At 35.8% G+C, this 18095-nt stretch carries 17 protein-coding genes; 9 read left to right on the top strand and 8 right to left on the bottom strand.

Annotated features, from left to right (window positions below; translation table 11 throughout):
• Positions 1-69 precede the first annotated feature (69 nt).
• From A9G41_RS12615 to ilvG, 3 genes are all read right to left on the bottom strand, one after another.
• Entirely contained in the window at positions 70-999 is a 930-nt protein-coding gene (locus A9G41_RS12615; RefSeq protein WP_065581962.1) for a branched-chain amino acid transaminase, read from the bottom strand.
• Positions 1000-1166: 167 nt separating this feature from the next.
• Positions 1167-1397 (bottom strand): acetolactate synthase 2 small subunit, encoded by a 231-nt coding sequence (gene ilvM, locus A9G41_RS12610; protein WP_075539772.1) that lies wholly within the window; start codon positions 1395-1397, stop codon positions 1167-1169.
• Between the two features lie 3 nt (positions 1398-1400).
• On the bottom strand, positions 1401-3077 hold the full coding sequence (gene ilvG / locus A9G41_RS12605) for an acetolactate synthase 2 catalytic subunit (protein WP_075539771.1): 1677 nt from the start codon (positions 3075-3077) through the stop codon (positions 1401-1403).
• A gap of 866 nt (positions 3078-3943) precedes the next feature.
• Here ilvG and A9G41_RS12600 point away from each other — a divergent pair.
• Together A9G41_RS12600 and A9G41_RS12595 are read left to right on the top strand one after the other, a co-directional pair.
• Positions 3944-4831, top strand: a complete 888-nt coding sequence (locus A9G41_RS12600; protein WP_075539770.1) for an SDR family oxidoreductase — start codon at positions 3944-3946, stop codon at positions 4829-4831.
• A gap of 142 nt (positions 4832-4973) precedes the next feature.
• Complete coding sequence (locus tag A9G41_RS12595) at positions 4974-5699, top strand: hypothetical protein (protein ID WP_065581966.1); 726 nt, start codon at positions 4974-4976, stop codon at positions 5697-5699.
• A 425-nt stretch (positions 5700-6124) separates the two neighbouring features.
• Here the strand turns inward: A9G41_RS12595 and A9G41_RS12590 are convergent, their stop codons facing one another.
• Both A9G41_RS12590 and lexA read right to left on the bottom strand, forming a co-directional pair.
• Entirely contained in the window at positions 6125-6511 is a 387-nt protein-coding gene (locus tag A9G41_RS12590) for a hypothetical protein (protein ID WP_065581967.1), read from the bottom strand.
• Positions 6512-6594: 83 nt separating this feature from the next.
• A complete protein-coding gene (gene lexA, locus A9G41_RS12585) occupies positions 6595-7221 on the bottom strand; it encodes a transcriptional repressor LexA (RefSeq protein WP_065566699.1) in 627 nt (208 codons plus the stop codon).
• Positions 7222-7465: 244 nt separating this feature from the next.
• Here lexA and coaE point away from each other — a divergent pair, with 244 nt between their 5' ends.
• The 4 genes from coaE to tsaD are packed head-to-tail and all read left to right on the top strand — an operon-like array spanning position 7466 to position 10096.
• Positions 7466-8071: a dephospho-CoA kinase gene (coaE, locus tag A9G41_RS12580; protein WP_065581968.1), complete on the top strand. Its 606-nt coding sequence runs from the start codon at positions 7466-7468 to the stop codon at positions 8069-8071.
• A 4-nt stretch (positions 8072-8075) separates the two neighbouring features.
• Entirely contained in the window at positions 8076-8813 is a 738-nt protein-coding gene (locus A9G41_RS12575; protein ID WP_075539769.1) for a cell division protein ZapD, read from the top strand.
• Positions 8814-8852: 39 nt separating this feature from the next.
• Positions 8853-9071 (top strand): DNA gyrase inhibitor YacG, encoded by a 219-nt coding sequence (gene yacG / locus A9G41_RS12570; RefSeq protein ID WP_065581970.1) that lies wholly within the window; start codon positions 8853-8855, stop codon positions 9069-9071.
• Positions 9071-10096, top strand: a complete 1026-nt coding sequence (gene tsaD / locus A9G41_RS12565; protein ID WP_065581971.1) for a tRNA (adenosine(37)-N6)-threonylcarbamoyltransferase complex transferase subunit TsaD — start codon at positions 9071-9073, stop codon at positions 10094-10096. Before yacG ends, tsaD begins: the two co-directional genes overlap by 1 nt.
• 102 nt (positions 10097-10198) lie before the next feature.
• On the opposite strand, the gene A9G41_RS12560 is transcribed toward tsaD, so the two are convergent.
• Positions 10199-10516: a DUF4282 domain-containing protein gene (locus A9G41_RS12560; RefSeq protein WP_257005437.1), complete on the bottom strand. Its 318-nt coding sequence runs from the start codon at positions 10514-10516 to the stop codon at positions 10199-10201.
• Positions 10517-10623: 107 nt separating this feature from the next.
• On the opposite strand from A9G41_RS12560, the gene ycaO reads away from it, so the two are divergent.
• On the top strand, positions 10624-12390 hold the full coding sequence (gene ycaO, locus A9G41_RS12555; RefSeq protein WP_065581973.1) for a 30S ribosomal protein S12 methylthiotransferase accessory factor YcaO: 1767 nt from the start codon (positions 10624-10626) through the stop codon (positions 12388-12390).
• A 935-nt stretch (positions 12391-13325) separates the two neighbouring features.
• Here the strand turns inward: ycaO and A9G41_RS12550 are convergent.
• Positions 13326-14156 carry a shikimate 5-dehydrogenase gene (locus tag A9G41_RS12550; protein WP_065566694.1) on the bottom strand — a complete coding sequence of 277 codons (831 nt, stop codon included), beginning with the start codon at positions 14154-14156 and terminating at the stop codon, positions 13326-13328.
• A gap of 73 nt (positions 14157-14229) precedes the next feature.
• On the opposite strand from A9G41_RS12550, the gene A9G41_RS12545 reads away from it, so the two are divergent.
• Positions 14230-14559: a nitrous oxide-stimulated promoter family protein gene (locus A9G41_RS12545; protein ID WP_065581974.1), complete on the top strand. Its 330-nt coding sequence runs from the start codon at positions 14230-14232 to the stop codon at positions 14557-14559.
• 97 nt (positions 14560-14656) lie between these two features.
• Here A9G41_RS12545 and A9G41_RS12540 read toward each other — a convergent pair whose 3' ends face one another.
• Positions 14657-16804 carry a TonB-dependent receptor gene (locus tag A9G41_RS12540; protein WP_075539767.1) on the bottom strand — a complete coding sequence of 716 codons (2148 nt, stop codon included), beginning with the start codon at positions 16802-16804 and terminating at the stop codon, positions 14657-14659.
• Between the two features lie 198 nt (positions 16805-17002).
• Here A9G41_RS12540 and alr point away from each other — a divergent pair, with 198 nt between their 5' ends.
• Positions 17003-18088, top strand: a complete 1086-nt coding sequence (alr, locus tag A9G41_RS12535) for an alanine racemase (protein WP_065581976.1) — start codon at positions 17003-17005, stop codon at positions 18086-18088.
• The last annotated feature ends 7 nt before the right edge of the window (positions 18089-18095 follow it).

Here is an 18095-nt window from a genome sequence, read left to right as displayed (position 1 = left end):
TTCTTTAAAATCTATCATCAAGTTAACATGCTATCCGCCAAATGAGTTGGCGGATTTTGTTTTTATAGTTTATTTAATTGGATCTAACCAACCGTATTTATCTTCAGTGCTACCATTAAATAACCCAAAAAATGCTTGTTGAATTTGTTTGGTAATTGGACCACAACGACCAATGCCAATTTGAATGCGGTCAACACTGCGCACAGGGGTGATTTCGGCAGCAGTACCTGTCATAAACACTTCGTCGGCTAGATAAAGTGATTCACGTGATAGTATTTGTTCGCGAACTTCAATACCAATATCACGTGCTAGCGTTAATACCGCGTCGCGCGTAATACCCGGTAGTGCTGAAGACGATAAAACAGGCGTATATAAAATACCGTCTTTAATAATAAATAGGTTTTCACCAGCCCCCTCAGATAAGTGACCATGCACATCTAATGCAATACCTTCTTGGAAGCCATTAGCGCGCGCTTCTGAGCCGATTAATAATGATGATAAATAGTTACCACCTGCTTTAGCGGCTGCTGGAATGGTATTTGATGCAACACGATTCCAAGAAGATACCATAGCATCAATACCTTGATCTAATGCTTCTTCACCTAAATAGGCGCCCCATGGAAATGCGGCAATCATAACATCAGTTTTATAGCCAGCAGGTGGGTTAACGCCCATGCCTACATCACCAATAAATACGAGTGGGCGAATGTAAGCGCTTTCTAAATTGTTTTTCTTGATGACTTGGCGAGTCGCTTCCATGATTTCTTCAAGTGAATAAGGAACAGGAAAACGATAAATTTTGGCTGAATTTAATAATCTTTGTGCGTGTTCTTTATGACGAAATATTGCAGGTCCTTTATGTGTATTATAACAACGAACACCTTCAAATACCGATGTACCATAATGTAAGGCATGCGACATCACATGTACTTTGGCGTCTGCCCATGGAACCATTTCACCATTTAACCAAATATAATCAGATTTTGTTGTCGAACTCATTGTGTTTTCCTCTTCAATTTTACTATTTGATAAGCATGTATTTTGCTTTAGATATTTTTGCTTTAACGGTCAAGCATTATACTATACTTTTTTGTTTATTTAACGGCTAAAATGTTTGCTACTTTATTTTAACTTATTGTTTAGTAATAAGTTGTTGTTGAAAGCTTTTATTCAATCGTTATCACATCCTCTAATTTTTCGACTTGCTTTTGTAATGTCGAAAGCCATCTTTCAGTTGTTAGAGTGATGGTTAGAATCAATAAATTGTTTTCAATAGTTTGCATTTGCATTGAAGTAATGTGCCCACCACGATGACGGAGCACCCGTAATATACGTTCAAGCGAGCCCAATTTGTCATAAGCTTTTATGGTCAATTGATGTTGTATTTGTTCGTTCATCACTTACTCCTTACCACTTTTATCTAACATGTTTTCGTTAGCCGCTCCTGGCGGTACTAAAGGCCATACGTTTTCTAATTCGTCTATGCATACATGCAAAAGGTAAGCACCGGTTGAATTGAACAAGTTATCAAGTGCTGTATTGATTTGTGATTTTTTACTGATACTTTGCCCCGGTATGTCAAACGCTTTGGCTAACATTAAAAAGTCTGGATTGTCTGATAAATTGGTTTCACTATATCTTTCGTTAAAAAATAACTCTTGCCACTGGCGAACCATGCCTAAGCGTTGGTTATCAATTAATACAATTTTTATTGGTAATTTTTTACGTTTAATCGTGGTTAATTCTTGGACATTCATCATAAAAGATCCATCACCTGATACGCAAATCACACAATCAGTTGGTCTTGCCATTTGTGCGCCAACTGCCGCAGGTAAACCAAAGCCCATTGTGCCAAGCCCACTTGATGTAATAAAGTTTTGTGGATGATTAAAACGCATATGCTGGGCTGTCCACATTTGGTGTTGCCCAACATCTGTTGTGATAATGGTGTTGGCCAATTTACGTTCCGAAATCATTTTTAATAATGTTGGGGCGTAAATAGCTTCACCTGGGTGATCGTAACGAGTTGGGTGTTGAGCTTTTAGTTCTTCAATCTTTTGGTGCCAAGCCTGTATCGATACGCTTTGATTAAGCAATGGTAATACCTGCTTTATGTCACCTTGTAATCCTAAGTGGCTTTGGCGTAATTTATTGATTTCGGCTTGATCAATATCGATATGAAGCACTTTAGCATGCCGCGCAAATTCATTAAGATTACCAGTCACCCTGTCATCAAATCGAACGCCTAGGGCAATTAATAAATCGCACTCTTGCACTGCTAAGTTCGCCGCTTTAGCTCCGTGCATACCAATTAATCCTAAATAATAAGGATTATTAATATCCGCAACACCAAGCCCTTTTAATGTTGATACACTTGGGATTTGTGTAAACGTCATAAAGTCTCTTAGCTCAGATATTGCACCAGACAGCCCAACACCGCCACCAATGTAAAGTACTGGCTTTTTGGCTTGGGCAATCATTTCTTTAGCGTGTTTTATATCACTAGGCCAGATTGGGTATAGTTGAGTTTTATCTTGAGTGGTTTTTAATGAGGATGGTGTTAAATATTGTTGATAGTCAAGGTTGGCAAGCTGTATATCTTTGGGAATATCAATCAATATTGGCCCAGGCCTGCCTGAGCAGGCTAAATTAAACGCCTGTTCTAAGGTATTTGGTAAGTCTTTGGCGTCGTCAATTAAGTAACTGTGCTTGGTGCAGGCTAGCGATAATCCTAAAACATCAACTTCTTGAAAGGCATCGGTGCCAATTAATTTGGTCGGTACTTGTCCTGTTATAGCAACAACAGGAACCGAATCAATTAAGGCATCAGCAAGACCTGTAATGATGTTAGTTGCACCAGGTCCCGATGTAGCGATGCAAACCCCGATTTTGCCAGTTGCACGCGCATAGCCAATGGCGGCCATAGCAGCTCCTTGCTCATGCCGACACAGTACATGTTCAATGCCGCCATCATAAAGTGCATCGTAAAGAGGCATAATTTGTCCACCAGGATACCCAAAAACGGTGGTTACGCCTTTTTCTTTTAAGGTTTTTACTATCCACTGTGTTCCTAACATTTATTCCTCACTTGTGCTTTTTTTGTTCAGTTGTTATTCATAAAAAAACCCCCGCTTTTGGGGAGCGGGGGTTTTTGAGTTATGTACGAACATATTTTTAATTCAAAAAACGCCCCCGCGTTGGAATAATGACCACGCTGACAATAATAATGTTGATGAGGACGAGTTTGAGTGAAAATTTCATAATGTTGTATAATTAACTTTTTTGGTCATTTTTAAAAACTATTTCTAACAAAATACTCGTTTTAAAAAAAAGTGCAACAGTTTTTTTAGCTTTTGTAATATGAAATGAAGAATTGATAAAAAAGTTTCAGTATTGAAAACAGCGATAGAGTAAAAGCGCTAAAAACATTTTCTTGATGGTGTTAACTATTGCTACGATATTAATTATAATAAAATCATTATAATTTAATTTAAATCAATTTGTTATCAATAAAAATAATTTGCTGTACTAAGCCTGTTATCACTAGCTTAATATATCGTAATTTGCTACACTTAATCAGGTGCAAGATTATGCAGCATTTATGGCTTTGGTATTAATGCTTTTATTGACCTCCACCAAGCCAATCATGGAAAGTCACCTTTTATTATTTAGTCGCCTAAAATTTTTATTCATTTAGTTTTTATGCATTTTGTTTTTATGCATTTAGTTTAAAAGTTTGGAGCAATGATATTGAGAAATACTATTAAGCTTTAAGAAATAAATATTCTAATTTTTTAGTATCGGTAAATATAATTTATTGAATTAGTTAGGTATTTTAAAGATATAAAATATGCTTAGCAATAGGATTTTGTGATCATTAATTAATTTTATTTAAGTTATATTGAATTTGTTTTCAAATACATGGTTAACTTAGGAGAAAATTATGAGCAAACACATCTATAATCCACTTACCAAATATCATCATACTAATTTCCCAAAACAAACACAGGCTGCCCCAGCTTTACAGTGCGAAATGACCCCAACTCCAGATTGTGGCGAAAAAAGTTATCAAGGTCACGGGCGCTTAGAGGGACGTAAGATACTTGTTACTGGTGGCGATTCAGGTATTGGTCGTGCAGCGGCAATTGCTTATGCTAAAGAAGGCGCTGATGTGGCAATAAACTACCTTCCAATTGAGCAAAAAGATGCAGAAGAAGTCGCCAAAGTTATTCAAGCATCTGGACGTAAAGCGGTGCTAATTCCTGGTGATTTAAGCGATGAAGCTTTTTGCAAAAAATTAGTTGATGAAACGCACCATCAATTAGGTGGATTAGATAATTTAACCTTGGTTGCGGGTAAGCAAACTGCGGTTGAAGATATTATGGATCTCACAACTGAGCAAATTAAGAAAACCTTTGAAATTAATGTGTTTTCGCTTTTTTGGGTTACTAAAGCGGCGTTGGGTTATTTAAAACCAGGTTCAACAATTATTACTACTTCGTCCGTTCAAGCTTATCAGCCGAGTGGTAATTTATTAGATTATGCCGCCACCAAAACGGCCATTATCGCTTTTACTCGTGGTTTAGCTAAGCAATTAGCGCATAAGGGCATTCGTGTAAATAGCGTGGCACCAGGGCCTGTCTGGACTCCATTACAAATTTGTGGTGGTCAACCAAGTGATGTCATTCCAGAGTTTGGTCAACAAACCCCATTACAAAGAGCAGGTCAGCCAGTTGAACTTGCTGGTGTTTATGTACATTTAGCATCGGAAGAGTCAAGTTATACCACTGGCGAAACCTATGGCGTTACAGGTGGTATGCATATTAACTAATTGATATTTTTTACTGCAAAAGGGCGGACTTAAGTCCTTTTGCTATTAATGCTATATAATTAATGATTTAAAATCAACAGACTATTATGTATAAAATCATTATAGTCACAATATAAAAATAGAAAACCAAAAGGGAAATAAAATGAAAATTTTAAAAGTGATTACGCTAGCAATGTTAGGCTTTTTTTTAGTTAATTGTGATAATTCAAACTCAACAACTGATGATGTTAAACAAAAAAGTGAGCAAACAGGCTCAGAAATGAGTGATAAGGCAGGGCAATTAGGCAGTGAAATGAGTGATAAAGCTGGGCAATTAGGTAGTGAAATTAGTGATAAAGCTAGTAAATTAGGTTCGCAAATTGAAGAGAAAGCCGAGCAATTAAGCTCACAAGTTAGTGATAAGACCAGCCAATTAAGTTCAAAAGTAAGCGAGCAAGCTAAGCAAGTTAGTTCAGCAGTTATTGATAAAGCTCAAGATTTGTATGAACAAACAAAATCTGAAAAAGATGATATGCTCAATAAGGTAAGAGACGGTCATTATGGCGTTGCTCAAGATTTAATGCTTAAAGCGATCAAAACAAAATTACCGGCCACTATTGATACAAGTACCACTTTAGTTGATGTATCAGCTGAGAATAATACCATTAATTATAAATATAATGTGAATAATATCACTAAGGATGCATTACAAAATGAAAGCAATCAAAAAGAGGTAAAAAATAACTTAATTGAGTTTTATTGTGGTGATAGTGCAAGTATGAAGACACTACGATTAGTCTTTCCACGAGGCGCTAACCATAATTACTATATCAATAATGATAAAGTTTTTTCAGTAGATGTAAAACCAAGTGATTGTGAAGATGATTAAATATACTCTGATTAAATAAAAATATAGTAAAAATTGATACATCATAAAAGGGCTAACCAAGCCCTTTTTAAAATTCTTCACTAATTTCAAGATAATTCAGAATATAGCAAAAATAGCGCGCTAACAGGCGGCTATGGTAGAGTTGAAAAGCAGTATTATCTTAATCTTAATAACGTATTTATAGCATTTATAGTGACGAGTATTGTCTAATATTTTGACAAGAATCAATCACTCAAAAAAGTGAGTATTATGGATGATATGAGCAACTATCAATAGATTGCATTCTTTAGCTATGCATGGGGGAGTTCATCTGTTGCGTTATATCTGCTTTTATTCATTTATTATTTAATTTATTTTAGAATAAAAAAATCCAGTAATTTGATACTGGATTTGTAATTGTTTTAATATTTTTATAAGTTAATCAGTTAATTAACTGGGTAAAAATCATTTGTAACACCGCTGTTATCGTCACTTTCGTGATCGTGGCTACTTGATCCTGGTATCGCTCTAGAGCGTTCGATAGGCACATAACTACCGCTTGGTGTTTCAACTTGGCATTCCCCCAAAAAGATAGAATATTTGGTGTTGGCATGCATACTTTCACCTCTAAAATAGCAATGAGTTGCATTGTATAAATCAGTTCGGCAAAGCACAGCAATGGTTAACCAAACAATGAGTACAGCTAAAGATACCCATTTTAATTGTTTCCATATTAAAGACCAAAATCCAATTCCTCTAAAACGGCAGTAGCCTAAAATAAGTAATAGCGTTGCAATAAATCCTAAAAATTCGTATAACCAAAATAGCCACATAGTTGTCTCCCCACACTTTAGTGTGGTTGTTATTTTATACTAACTTTTCTTATACATCTATACACTTGCAATGATGTTTATTGTTACATCCATGATCCGTTACGGATGATACCAACAGCAAGTCCTTCAATGGCAAAGTTTTGTTGTTCTAAATCAACTTCAATTGGTGAAAACTCTTCATTTTCGGCAATTAAACGGACATGCTTACCTTTGCAAGATAAACGTTTAACGGTGACTTCGTCATCAATGCGAGCAACAACGATTTGACCATTTTTAACGTCTTGAGTTTTGTGTACAGCTAACAAGTCACCATCTAATATTCCGATATCTTTCATTGACATGCCATGCACTCTTAATAAAAAGTCGGCATGAGGTTTAAACAGTGAAGGATCGACTTGGTAATGGCTTTCGATATGCTCTTGCGCTAGTATTGGTGATCCTGCGGCAACTTGACCAATAAGCGGTAAACCTTCAAAATCATTTTGTTCAACAGGACTTTCAAGCAAAAGGCGGATACCTCGTGAAGATCCTGCAATCATTTCAATAGCTCCTTTTTTAGCTAAAGCTTTAAGGTGTTCTTCGGCCGCATTAGCGGATCGAAACCCTAATTTTTTAGCGATTTCGGCACGCGTTGGTGGCATACCTGTGGTTTGAATGTTGTCTTTTATTAGATCATAAATTTGTTGCTGACGTGCGGTTAGTGGCCTCATTATTTTTTCCTGTTTTTATATACAGATATATGTAATTATATACAGCTAGTGATATAAAACAACTGTTTTATTTAATTTATTTTATAATCGTGGATAAATTTTTCGAATTATAGCTATTATGTGCTATTTGGGTGAATAATTTTGTTAATTGAATTATTAACTCAAGCTTATGGTTTGAGTTACATAATCAATCTACTTGTATGCTATAATAACTTAATATTTTTGTTGGATTGGAATTGACTTTATGCCTTATGTTGTTGCTTTAAGTGGCGGTATTGCCAGTGGTAAAAGTACTATTGCCAATTTGTTTGCCAAATTAGGTGTGCCTGTTATCGATGCAGACATTATTGCAAGGCAAGTTGTGCAAGTTGGTAGCGATGCGCTTAACCAAATTGTTAAGCACTTTAGCCAAGAAATTTTGCTTGCCAATGGCGAACTCGATCGCAGTCAGTTACGTGAGATTATTTTTAATAATGATCATGAACGCCTTTGGCTTAATCATTTACTGCACCCCATAATTCAACAAGAAACTCAAAAACAAATTGCTAGGCAAAATTCAACATATGTTATTTGGGTTGTGCCACTATTGATTGAAAACAATTTACACACATTAGCAGACCGCGTATTAATAATCGATGCCCCAATCTCGTTACAATTGGCGCGATTAATAGAAAGGGATAATATTAGTCAATCACTAGCTAAAAAGATGATAGGATCGCAAGTATCTTTGCAAAAACGCTTATCTTATGCTGATGATATCATCGTTAATGATGATAATTTTACGTCGCTAACTGTGCAAGTTGATCAATTGCATCAACAATATTTACATAACTTTAATGGTAAGATTTAGATAGATGAATGACATTATTTTTGAACATCCATTAAATGAAAAAATGCGTACTTGGCTCCGTATTGAATTTTTATTAAATCAATTAAATACACATTGTCATTTTGATCAGAATAACGCATTGCTTTTTTTTCATGCATTGTCCGAACTGTTAGAAATTATTGAGCGTAATGATGTTAAAGGCGATTTGACTAAAGAACTTGAATCGCAAAAACAAAAGTTAACTTTGTGGCTAACTTTTGATTGTGTTGATCATGATCTCATTAATGAATTGATCCACCAGTTTGATTGTTTTTCAGCTAAATTTAATGAGATAGGACGCTTGGGACAGCCATTAAGAGATGATCGTTTTATTACTGCTATTCGCCAACGTTTGATGATTCCAGGTGGGTGTTGTAGTTTTGATTTGCCTTCGTTCCATTTGTGGCTCAAAATTTCACAAGAAAAGCGCGATATTCAAGTTAAAAGTTGGTTAGAGCACTTGTCAACGCTGGATAAATCTCTAACATGCTATATGCAACTAATTAGGCAAATGGGCGAATTTAAGCGATTTGTTTGTTTTAACAATTTTTTTCAAGAGACTAATGGTGATGTAAACTTGGTTCGGATTCGAATTTCGTTAGATAAAAATGTGTATCCACAAGTATCAGGTCATATGTCGCGCTTTAGTATTCGTTTTTTATCGCTAGATGTTTGCGATAACGTCAACACCGGTGAGCTTGAATTTGAATTAGCTTGCTGTTAGTACTATTAAATACTGATTATTGAAAAAGAAAGAGTCGAAATGAATAAAAATACAGCTATATTTGTTAATTGCCCAACTTGTCAAAAAAAAGTGGAATGGAATAATGATAGTCTTTATCGCCCATTTTGCAGTAAACGCTGCCAGCTTATTGATTTAGGCGATTGGGCAACCGAAGAACATCGTATTGCCGATAAAGACATCACCGAACAAGATCTTTGGAGTGAAGAAGATCTTACCAATTTTGCAGGTAAACATTGATGAAGATTTTAGGTATTGAAACCTCGTGCGATGAAACTGGTATTGCCATTTATGATGATGCCAATGGTTTGCTTGCAAACCAGCTTTATTCGCAAATTAAGTTACATGCTGATTATGGTGGTGTAGTGCCTGAGCTTGCATCACGCGATCATATTCGTAAAACCGTACCCTTAATTCAAGCGGCATTAAAAGAAGCAAATTTGCTGCCAGCAGATATTGATGGTGTGGCTTATACAGCAGGTCCAGGCTTAATTGGTGCTTTAATGGTTGGTGCATCGATTGGGCGTTCGCTGGCTTATGCTTGGGACGTCCCCGCAGTTGCAGTCCATCATATGGAGGGGCATTTGTTAGCTCCTATGCTTGAAGATAATCCACCCGAATTTCCCTTTGTGGCATTATTAGTTTCGGGCGGACATACACAGCTTATTAGCGTTACAGGTATTGGTCAATATGAACTTATTGGTGAATCTATTGACGATGCAGCAGGAGAAGCTTTTGATAAAACAGCAAAATTGCTTGGTTTAGATTATCCCGGAGGAGCCAAATTGTCGAAATTAGCTGAGCAGGGTAATGGGAATCGGTTCCATTTTCCTCGGCCAATGACCGATCGTCCTGGGCTGGATTTTAGTTTTTCAGGTCTTAAAACAGCCGCTGCCAATATCATTCATCAACATAGTGATAATCATATGATTGATACGCAAACTCAAGCCGATATTGCTAGAGCCTTTGAAGATGCTTTGGTTGATACGTTAGTGATTAAATCGCGGCGAGCTCTTGATCAAACTGGATTTAAAAATTTAGTGATAGCTGGTGGAGTAAGCGCCAATCAAACACTGCGTAATAGGTTAACTGAGCTGATGCGTCAGCGTAAAGGACAAGTTTATTATCCACGACTCGAATTTTGTACCGATAATGGGGCTATGATTGCCTATGCGGGTATGATTCATTTAAAAGCGAGGCAGTATTCAGATTTAGCAATCAATGTTAGACCAAGGTGGCCAATTAGCGAGCTTAATGCTGGTTAACCGATATTTTGATTTAAAAACATGTTGATTAAAACAAAAGTAAAAAAATGCGGGACTCAGTTCCCGCTTTTTTAGCCTATATAGTTAAATCAATGATATTAATTAACTATTGGAGCTAGACGATTCTTCTTGTTTTTCGCAATCTGTGTTTTCGTTAGCTAATTTTTGAATATTGTGATTAATGTTAAATAGTACACAAATCAATTCAAAACCAATACGAGTTAAAATAAAGCCTACAATCAAGTTAATAATGCTAGTAAAAAAAGCAACTAAACCCATAGTGAAACTATGAGGAAATGCAGCAAAACTATCTAATATCATAGCGAGCGCATTAATGCCAATAAGAACTGATGCGATCCAATACGCGATAGTGATAAAAGAAGGTGTTAACATTTTATTAAAGAAGAAAAAATCTTTAATGGTAAGATCTTTAAAATCTATTTTTTTATATTTGCGTATAAAGTGATAAATTCTTGAAAGCGGTAAAGCGCAACAATTATAACATAAAATTATTTTGAGATTAACTTATGAAAACTTATATTCCGGGCAAAGATGCTGCCCTTGAAGATTCCATTAACTATTTTCAGCAACAATTAGCAAAATATGATTTAGACGTGAAAGAAGCTTCTTGGCTCAATCCTGTGCCCAATGTGTGGTCAGTACATATTCAAAATACAAAGTGCCCACTCTGTTTTGCTAATGGTAAAGGAGCAAGTAAAAAAGCGGCGTTAGCATCGGCCTTGGGAGAGTATTTTGAGCGATTATCAACCAATTACTTTTTTTCAGATTTTTATTTAGGTAAAAAGGCTGCAAATGCTGATTTTGTGCATTATCCGTCCGAAAAATGGTTTTCTATTCCTGAAGATAATTCCTTACCTAAAGGATTATTAACCCCAAACTTGCTGAAGTTTTATGATCCTGATAATGATCTATGTGCAACCGATTTAGTCGATTTACAATCGAGTCATAGTGAGCGGGGTATTTGTGCCTTACCATTTGAGCAACAATCTGATAAGCAAACGGTTTATGTGCCAGTTAATTTAATTGCTAATTTATATGCGTCTAACGGTATGTCAGCGGGCAATACTCGAAATGAAGCACGCGTGCAAGGGTTATCAGAAATTTTTGAACGTTATACCAAAAACAAAATCATAGCCGAAGCAATTAGCTTACCTCTAATTCCAACCGAAGTGATTAACCGATACCCAGCTGTTTTGGCAGCCATCAGCGCACTTGAAAGTGAAGGTTTTCCGCTTTATTGCTTTGACGCCTCATTGGGTGGTGAATTTCCCGTTATTTGTGTTGTGTTGTTTAATCCGCAAAATGGAACGTGTTATGCCTCATTTGGTGCACATCCTAATTTTGGGGTTGCCTTTGAACGAACCGTCACCGAGCTATTACAAGGGCGCAGTTTAAAAGATCTTGATGTGTTTTCTCCGCCAAGTTTTGATAATGATGAGATAGCGGATCTTAGTAATTTAGAAACACACTTTATCGATTCAAGTGGCTTGATTTCATGGGATCTATTTAAAGAGCAAGCCGATTATGAATTTGTGTATTGGGATTTTTCGGGTACCACAGATCAAGAGTTCACTAATTTAATGTCTATTTTCAATCGCCACAATACAGAAGTACTAATCATGGACTATGAGCATCTGGGCGTTTACGCTTGTCGTATTTTAGCTGTTGGCATGTCCGAAATTTACCCTCCTGAAGATCTATTACTTGCCAATAGCAACATGGCAATTGGCCTACGCGATCTTATTTTGTCATTACCTCATAAGAAATTTAGCACAAAACAGTATTTGGCAATGATTGAACAGCTTGATGATGAAGGTCTTGATGATTATGCACGCGTTCGTGAACTGCTTGGCATTGCAACGGGTAGCGATAATGCTTGGTTAACATTGCGAATTGGCGAATTAAAGGCGATGCTGGCCTTGGCAGGTAAAGACTTAGTGCAAGCACAACAATGGATTGATTGGACGGTTGAAATGAATGGTTCGATATTTACACCAGCACGTAATCATGCCTATCGTTGCTTGCAAACACTGGTTAATTTTATGATTGAGCGTGATCCTCAAGCATTTACTCAATACCAAAATGCATTTAGCAAAATGTATGGAAAAGATTGTGTTGATGAAATGTGGCAATATGCCAATGGTGAAAAAACATTTTTTGGCTTGGCGGATTTTGTCTCAGCCGATGAACTAGCCAATAACAATTTAGAGCAATTTGCAATGCATCAAAAGTTGTTAGCCGTGTATCATAAATTACATCAAGCGATGTTATAGCATCGCTATTAAAATTCCACCGAATCAATTCGGTGGAATAGTTAAATTTATCTGTTCATTTATCTAACTCGTTGATTTAACAAAAAAACAGAAAAATAAAAACTTTAATAAAATCAATAGGTTTTCTGAACAATTTTTGGCTTAAAATTTAAGTACTAAAAACAAATCGAGATCTTCTGCTTGTGCTTTCGTTAAGCGATTAGTTCAACCTATTGAGATAAAAAGAAAAGAATAAAAAGCCTTGTTTACAGGTAGTTTTATAGATAGTTGCTCAACACATTGAGTTAACTAAAAAAATAGAATATAAAAACTCCAATAAAATCAATAGGTTTCCTGAACGATTTTTGGCTTAAAATTTAAGTATTAAAAGCAAAATCGAAATCTTCCATTTGTGTTTTCGTTAAGTGATTAGTTCAACCAATTGGGATAAAAAGAAAAGAATAAAAAGCCTTGTTTACAGGTAGTTTTATAGATAGTTGCTCAACACATTGAGTTAACTAAAAAAATAGAATATAAAAACTCCAATAAAATCAATAGGTTTTCTGAACGATTTTTGGCTTAAAATTTAAGTATTAAAAGCAAAATCGAAATCTTCCGTTTGTGCTTTCGCTAAGTGATTAGTTCAACCTATTGGGATAAAAAGAAAGAATAAAAAGTCTTGTTTACAGGTAGTTTTACAGATAGTTGCTCAACACATTGAGTTAACTAAAAAAATAGAATATAAAAACTCCAATAAAATCAATAGGTTTTCTGAACGATTTTTGGCTTAAAATTTAAGTATTAAAAGCAAAATCGAAATCTTCCATTTGTGTTTTCGTTAAGTGATTAGCTCAACCTATTGAGATAAAAAGAAAAGGGTAAATAGTAGAAAACCACCAAGGTAATTTGCTGCCAACTGCTATAGCAATCCCCCCGTCCTTTAGGGGGGATATCAATTAAGCTTGTCTTGCGAACTCACTGGCTTGTTTAACCAGTTCTGCAGAAGGTGTTACGCCAGTGTATAGCACAAATTGTTCTAGTGCCTGTATTGTTGCAACATCTGCTCCAGAAATAATGATTTTATTTAGTTTTCTAGCATATTTTATCATGGGTGTTTCAACTGGCAATGCAACCACATCAAAAACAATATCGGCGTTGTTTATCATGGGTTGAGGAAAAGCTAATTCATCAGCTTCAACCCCACCAAGCATCCCAATTGGAGTGACGTTAATAATTAATTTCGCTTGCTGTGGTAATATGTCCTGCTCGTTTTTTACCCATGTGTAGTTGTATCGTTTGGCTAAAGCTTCACCTTTGAGTTGGTTACGCGCAACAATAATGCCATTTTTAAATCCTGCATCATAAAAAGCCCCAATCACCGCGTTAGCCATACCACCACTACCTTTTAAAACAAAGGGCGTAGTATGATCAATTTTATTGGCTGTAATAAGTTTAGCAACAGCAATATAATCTGTATTATAAGCTTTTAAGTGATAGTTGGTATTAACAATGGTATTCACCGATTGAATCGATTTTACCGAATCATCTAATTCATCAATAAACTCAATACAAGCTTCTTTATACGGCATTGAAATGGCGCAGCCTCGAATAGCTAAGGCCTTAATGCCATAAATTGCATCTTTTAAATTATTGGTAGTAAAGGCTTTATATAAGTAATTAAGATCAAGTTTTTCATATAAATAATTATGAAACCGAGTACCAAAATTGCTTGGCCTTGCTGAAAGTGACATACAAACCGTGGTATCTTTATTAATAATTCTTGCCATTTTTACTATTCCTTGTGATGATAAAGGTATGTTTTAGTTTTATTTTAACACTTTATTCAGTGGTTTTTTAGTTATGGTTGCCAATAATACCGGACCAAAGATTATTCAAGAGAAAAAAACGGTGAGTGCCATGCTCTATTTATATTGTCATAAACAGCATAATAGCAAAAATCATCAGTTATGTAATGAATGCAACGATCTGTTGCAATATGCTATGCAACGTTTAACAATGTGTCGTTTTGGTGAGAATAAAACGACGTGTGAACGATGTCCTAAGCATTGTTATCGTAAAGATTATAAACAAAAAATAAAGCAAGTCATGCGGTTTTCTGGTCCAAGAATGATGATTTATCATCCTATCATGGCATTGCGACATCTTTATAAAAATTTGTTGAGTAAGTAGTTTGTTAGCTAACAGTTACTATGCGGTAAATCGCATAGTAACAATTAGAGTAACCATTATGATATAAATAGTGCATATCGTGTTAAGTTTTCTATTTTTAAAATTTTATGCTAGCACTCACTATAGCGTGAAATTTTGCAGCGGGTATGCTTTCGTAGGCGGTTGTGTAGTTTTTATTTAATATATTGTTGATATCTAAACCAATTTTATATTGCCGATTATCGCCAAATGCCGTGCTGGTAGATAAATTTAATGTTGACCAACCACGATAACGATAAACTGATGAATCGCTACGCTGAGTTGCATTGCTGGCAAATCGCATAAATAGATCTGAATCAAGATCAAAGTGATCAAAATAGGCGTTGTGTTTTACGCCAACACTGCCAGTAAAGCGTGGGTTACCTGAATCATATGTAGTATATCGGTCAGTTTTAATCTGACGACGCAGATAATTGCCTTTAATATAAGGGATAAATGCAAAATCAAGGTATTCAATACTCAATTCTAAACCATGGGTTTTGGCTTTGTTGGCATTATTGTAATAATTAAAATTAGCCCCTGATGCGCCGTCGCAAATTGCAGTACCATTGCAGCTCATTTCTGTAATATAGTTTTTAGCTGCTGAATAGTAAATGGCCATATCAACTAACCATTTACTATTATTATAACGTAATCCAATTTCGTAATTATTTGACTTTTCAGCTTTTAATTTTGAGTTTCCATAAAGTGTTTGGCTTGCTGCTGAAGTTACAGCATAAAGATGAGAAAGCGTCGGGTAAACATAGCCTTGTGCAAAAGAGGCTCTTAATTGCGCATTTTTAATGCCAGAATAAGTTAACCCAGAAGACACAACAAAGTTATTATCACTGTCTTTCTTTTTACTATCAATTTTGTGTGTTACTAATGGTTGCCCGATTGTTGGTATTTTATTAATTGAGCTTGAACCACGTTTAAGTTTTGATGTTACCCAATATTGGCGAGCCCCTATATTCCATGATATATCATCAGTGATAGCCCAGTCGTTTTGAGCAAATAGCGAAAAGCTTGATTGTTGCCATTTATTGGCTAAATATTTGTGCTGACTATAACTGGCTCTTGGCAACGGCATTTTTGATACAACCGTATTATGTGAATGTTGATCAACATTGTCTTGTTGATATTGTGAGCCCATAATCAATCTCATATCTTTATGTAGAACAAAATCAGATTGGAATGTCATGCCATACGTTTTTTGTCCATCATTTGTGGCGGTATGGGTGGTGACATTCATTATCGGGCGTGGTGACACGACAACATGATTTATAAATTGTCGATTTAATTTTTGTACATAAGCATCGTAATGGATTTTTTTGAGGAATGAGTTATCAAGATCATAGTCATAAAATAGCCCCATTTTTTCACGTTGTAATTTAGGTAATTTAACAGAAAAATCCTTAATTGAAGGTGAATTATCATCTTTAGCAAAATAGGTTTTAGTATCAAGCTGGTAACTTTCAAGTGAAAGTCCAAATTTATGTTTGTCGATATTAAGCCCAAACCATGAACTTAAGCTCTCATTATCGAAATCAGTATTGTGCAATTTACCTTGATAGGCTTTACGATCGTTATTTTTAGCGTTAGAACCGCTAATTCTATAATCAAAAATACTATCGATGGTGCCATTAACGGTACCCATTTCGGTAAAGCCATCGGTGGATTGGTTATAAACAAGTTTAACATCGCCATTAAGCGGAGCGTTGTTTTTGCTCCCTTTACGTGTAATAAAGTTAACGACACCACCAATAGCCTGTGAGCCATAAAGAACGGAATGCGGACCTTTAATCACTTCTATTCGTTCAACGGATTCCATATCAATTAATACACCAGCACCAGAACCATGTCCTGAGCGGTGATATGTTACTTCTTGCCCATCAATTAACATTAAAATTCGCGCTGGAGCTTCGCCTCTGATCGTAATTTGCTTACGTCCAGCTAGTGAATTATCAGTAATTTCAACACCTGGAATATCACGTAACGCTTCGACAACAGAATCACCATTTTGTTTTTCGATATCATCACGATTAATTACGTTAACTGATACCGAACTATCCCATATGGTTTTTTCATTACGATCTGCGGTCACTATAATTGTGTCTTGTGGGGAAGTTCGGTTTTCTGCCGCAAAAGTATTTGTGCTTAGGTAAAGGCTTAGTAGTGTAATATATAATGTTGGCTTAATATAAATTTTTGAAGTAGCTAATTTCATTGTTTATTTTATCCTATACCAGCAAAAAGTTATTCAAATGATAATCTAAATAATAATTATTATCATTTGATATGTAAATAAAAAGCTTTTTAAATCAAAAAAGGCTTAACCTATTAATAGATATGTATAAAAATAAAAATTTGTTATTATTACAAACAGAATTTAAAATAGTCATTCAATCAAAATTCAGGTAAGTACATGTCTATTGCAGTTGTTGAAGTTAACCGTCAATCAGTTATTCATAATGTTGAATATCTTAAAAGTATAGCGCCTAATAGCCAGCTAGTTGCCATCATTAAAGCCAATGCTTATTCACACGGAATAAAAGAAATTGCACAGTTGTTATGTGATAAAGTCGATTATTTAGGGGTATCGAGAATTTCCGAAGCAATCGCGTTGCGCAATAATGGCATTAATGCGCCTATCGTGGCTTTGGAAGGTTTTTTCCCTCACGAAAGCATTGATGATTTGATTGATTTTAATATTCAACCTGTTATCCACAGTAAATGGCAAATCGATGCGCTGTGTTGCTCTCCTTTGAGTGAGCAAATTATTCCGTGGTTTAAACTTGATACAGGAATGCATCGGTTAGGATTTTGTATTGACGAGGCTAAAGCTGAATTTTATCGTTTAGCTCGTTGTTCAGTGGTTTGCAAGCCAATTAATATTATGAGTCATTTTAGTTCGGCCGATGATCTCACTTCTGAACAAACGTTAAAGCAAATAGCGCTATTTGATCAGTTTATTGCTTCAATTGATGACAAATCACTGATTGGAAAGCGTTCGCTTGCTGCATCAGGTGGTACATTGGCTTGGTCAAAAGCACATTATGAGGTGGTTCGCCCTGGAATTGCTTTATATGGCGTCTCGCCCTTTGAGGCGCCAGTTGCGGGGCTTAAACCAGCCATGACATTTAAATCTGAATTAATTGCAGTACGAAAACACAAAAAAGGGGAATCTGTTGGTTATGGGCAAATTTGGCGTAGTCAGCAAGATACCTTTCTTGGCGTCGTTGCGATGGGTTATGGCGACGGTTATCCTCGAAGTATTCCACAAAATACCCCAGTTTTGATTAATGGACGGAAAGTCCCCATTGTTGGCCGAGTCTCAATGGATATGATTGTGGTTGATTTGGGAATAAATAGCAGTGAAAAACCTGGTGACGAAGTCATATTTTGGGGACCTGAACTCCCTGTCGAGGAAATCGCTGAGCATACAGGTATAAGTGCTTACGAGTTAATAACACGCTTAACTTCACGCGCAAAAATTCATTATAGTAGATAAATAAGTT

It is taken from the genome of Gilliamella sp. Nev5-1 (assembly GCF_001690895.1).
Lineage (GTDB): Bacteria > Pseudomonadota > Gammaproteobacteria > Enterobacterales > Orbaceae > Gilliamella > Gilliamella apicola_C.
The sequence above is the reverse complement of the archived record's forward strand: the minus strand, read 5'-3'. Positions and strand labels throughout refer to the sequence as shown.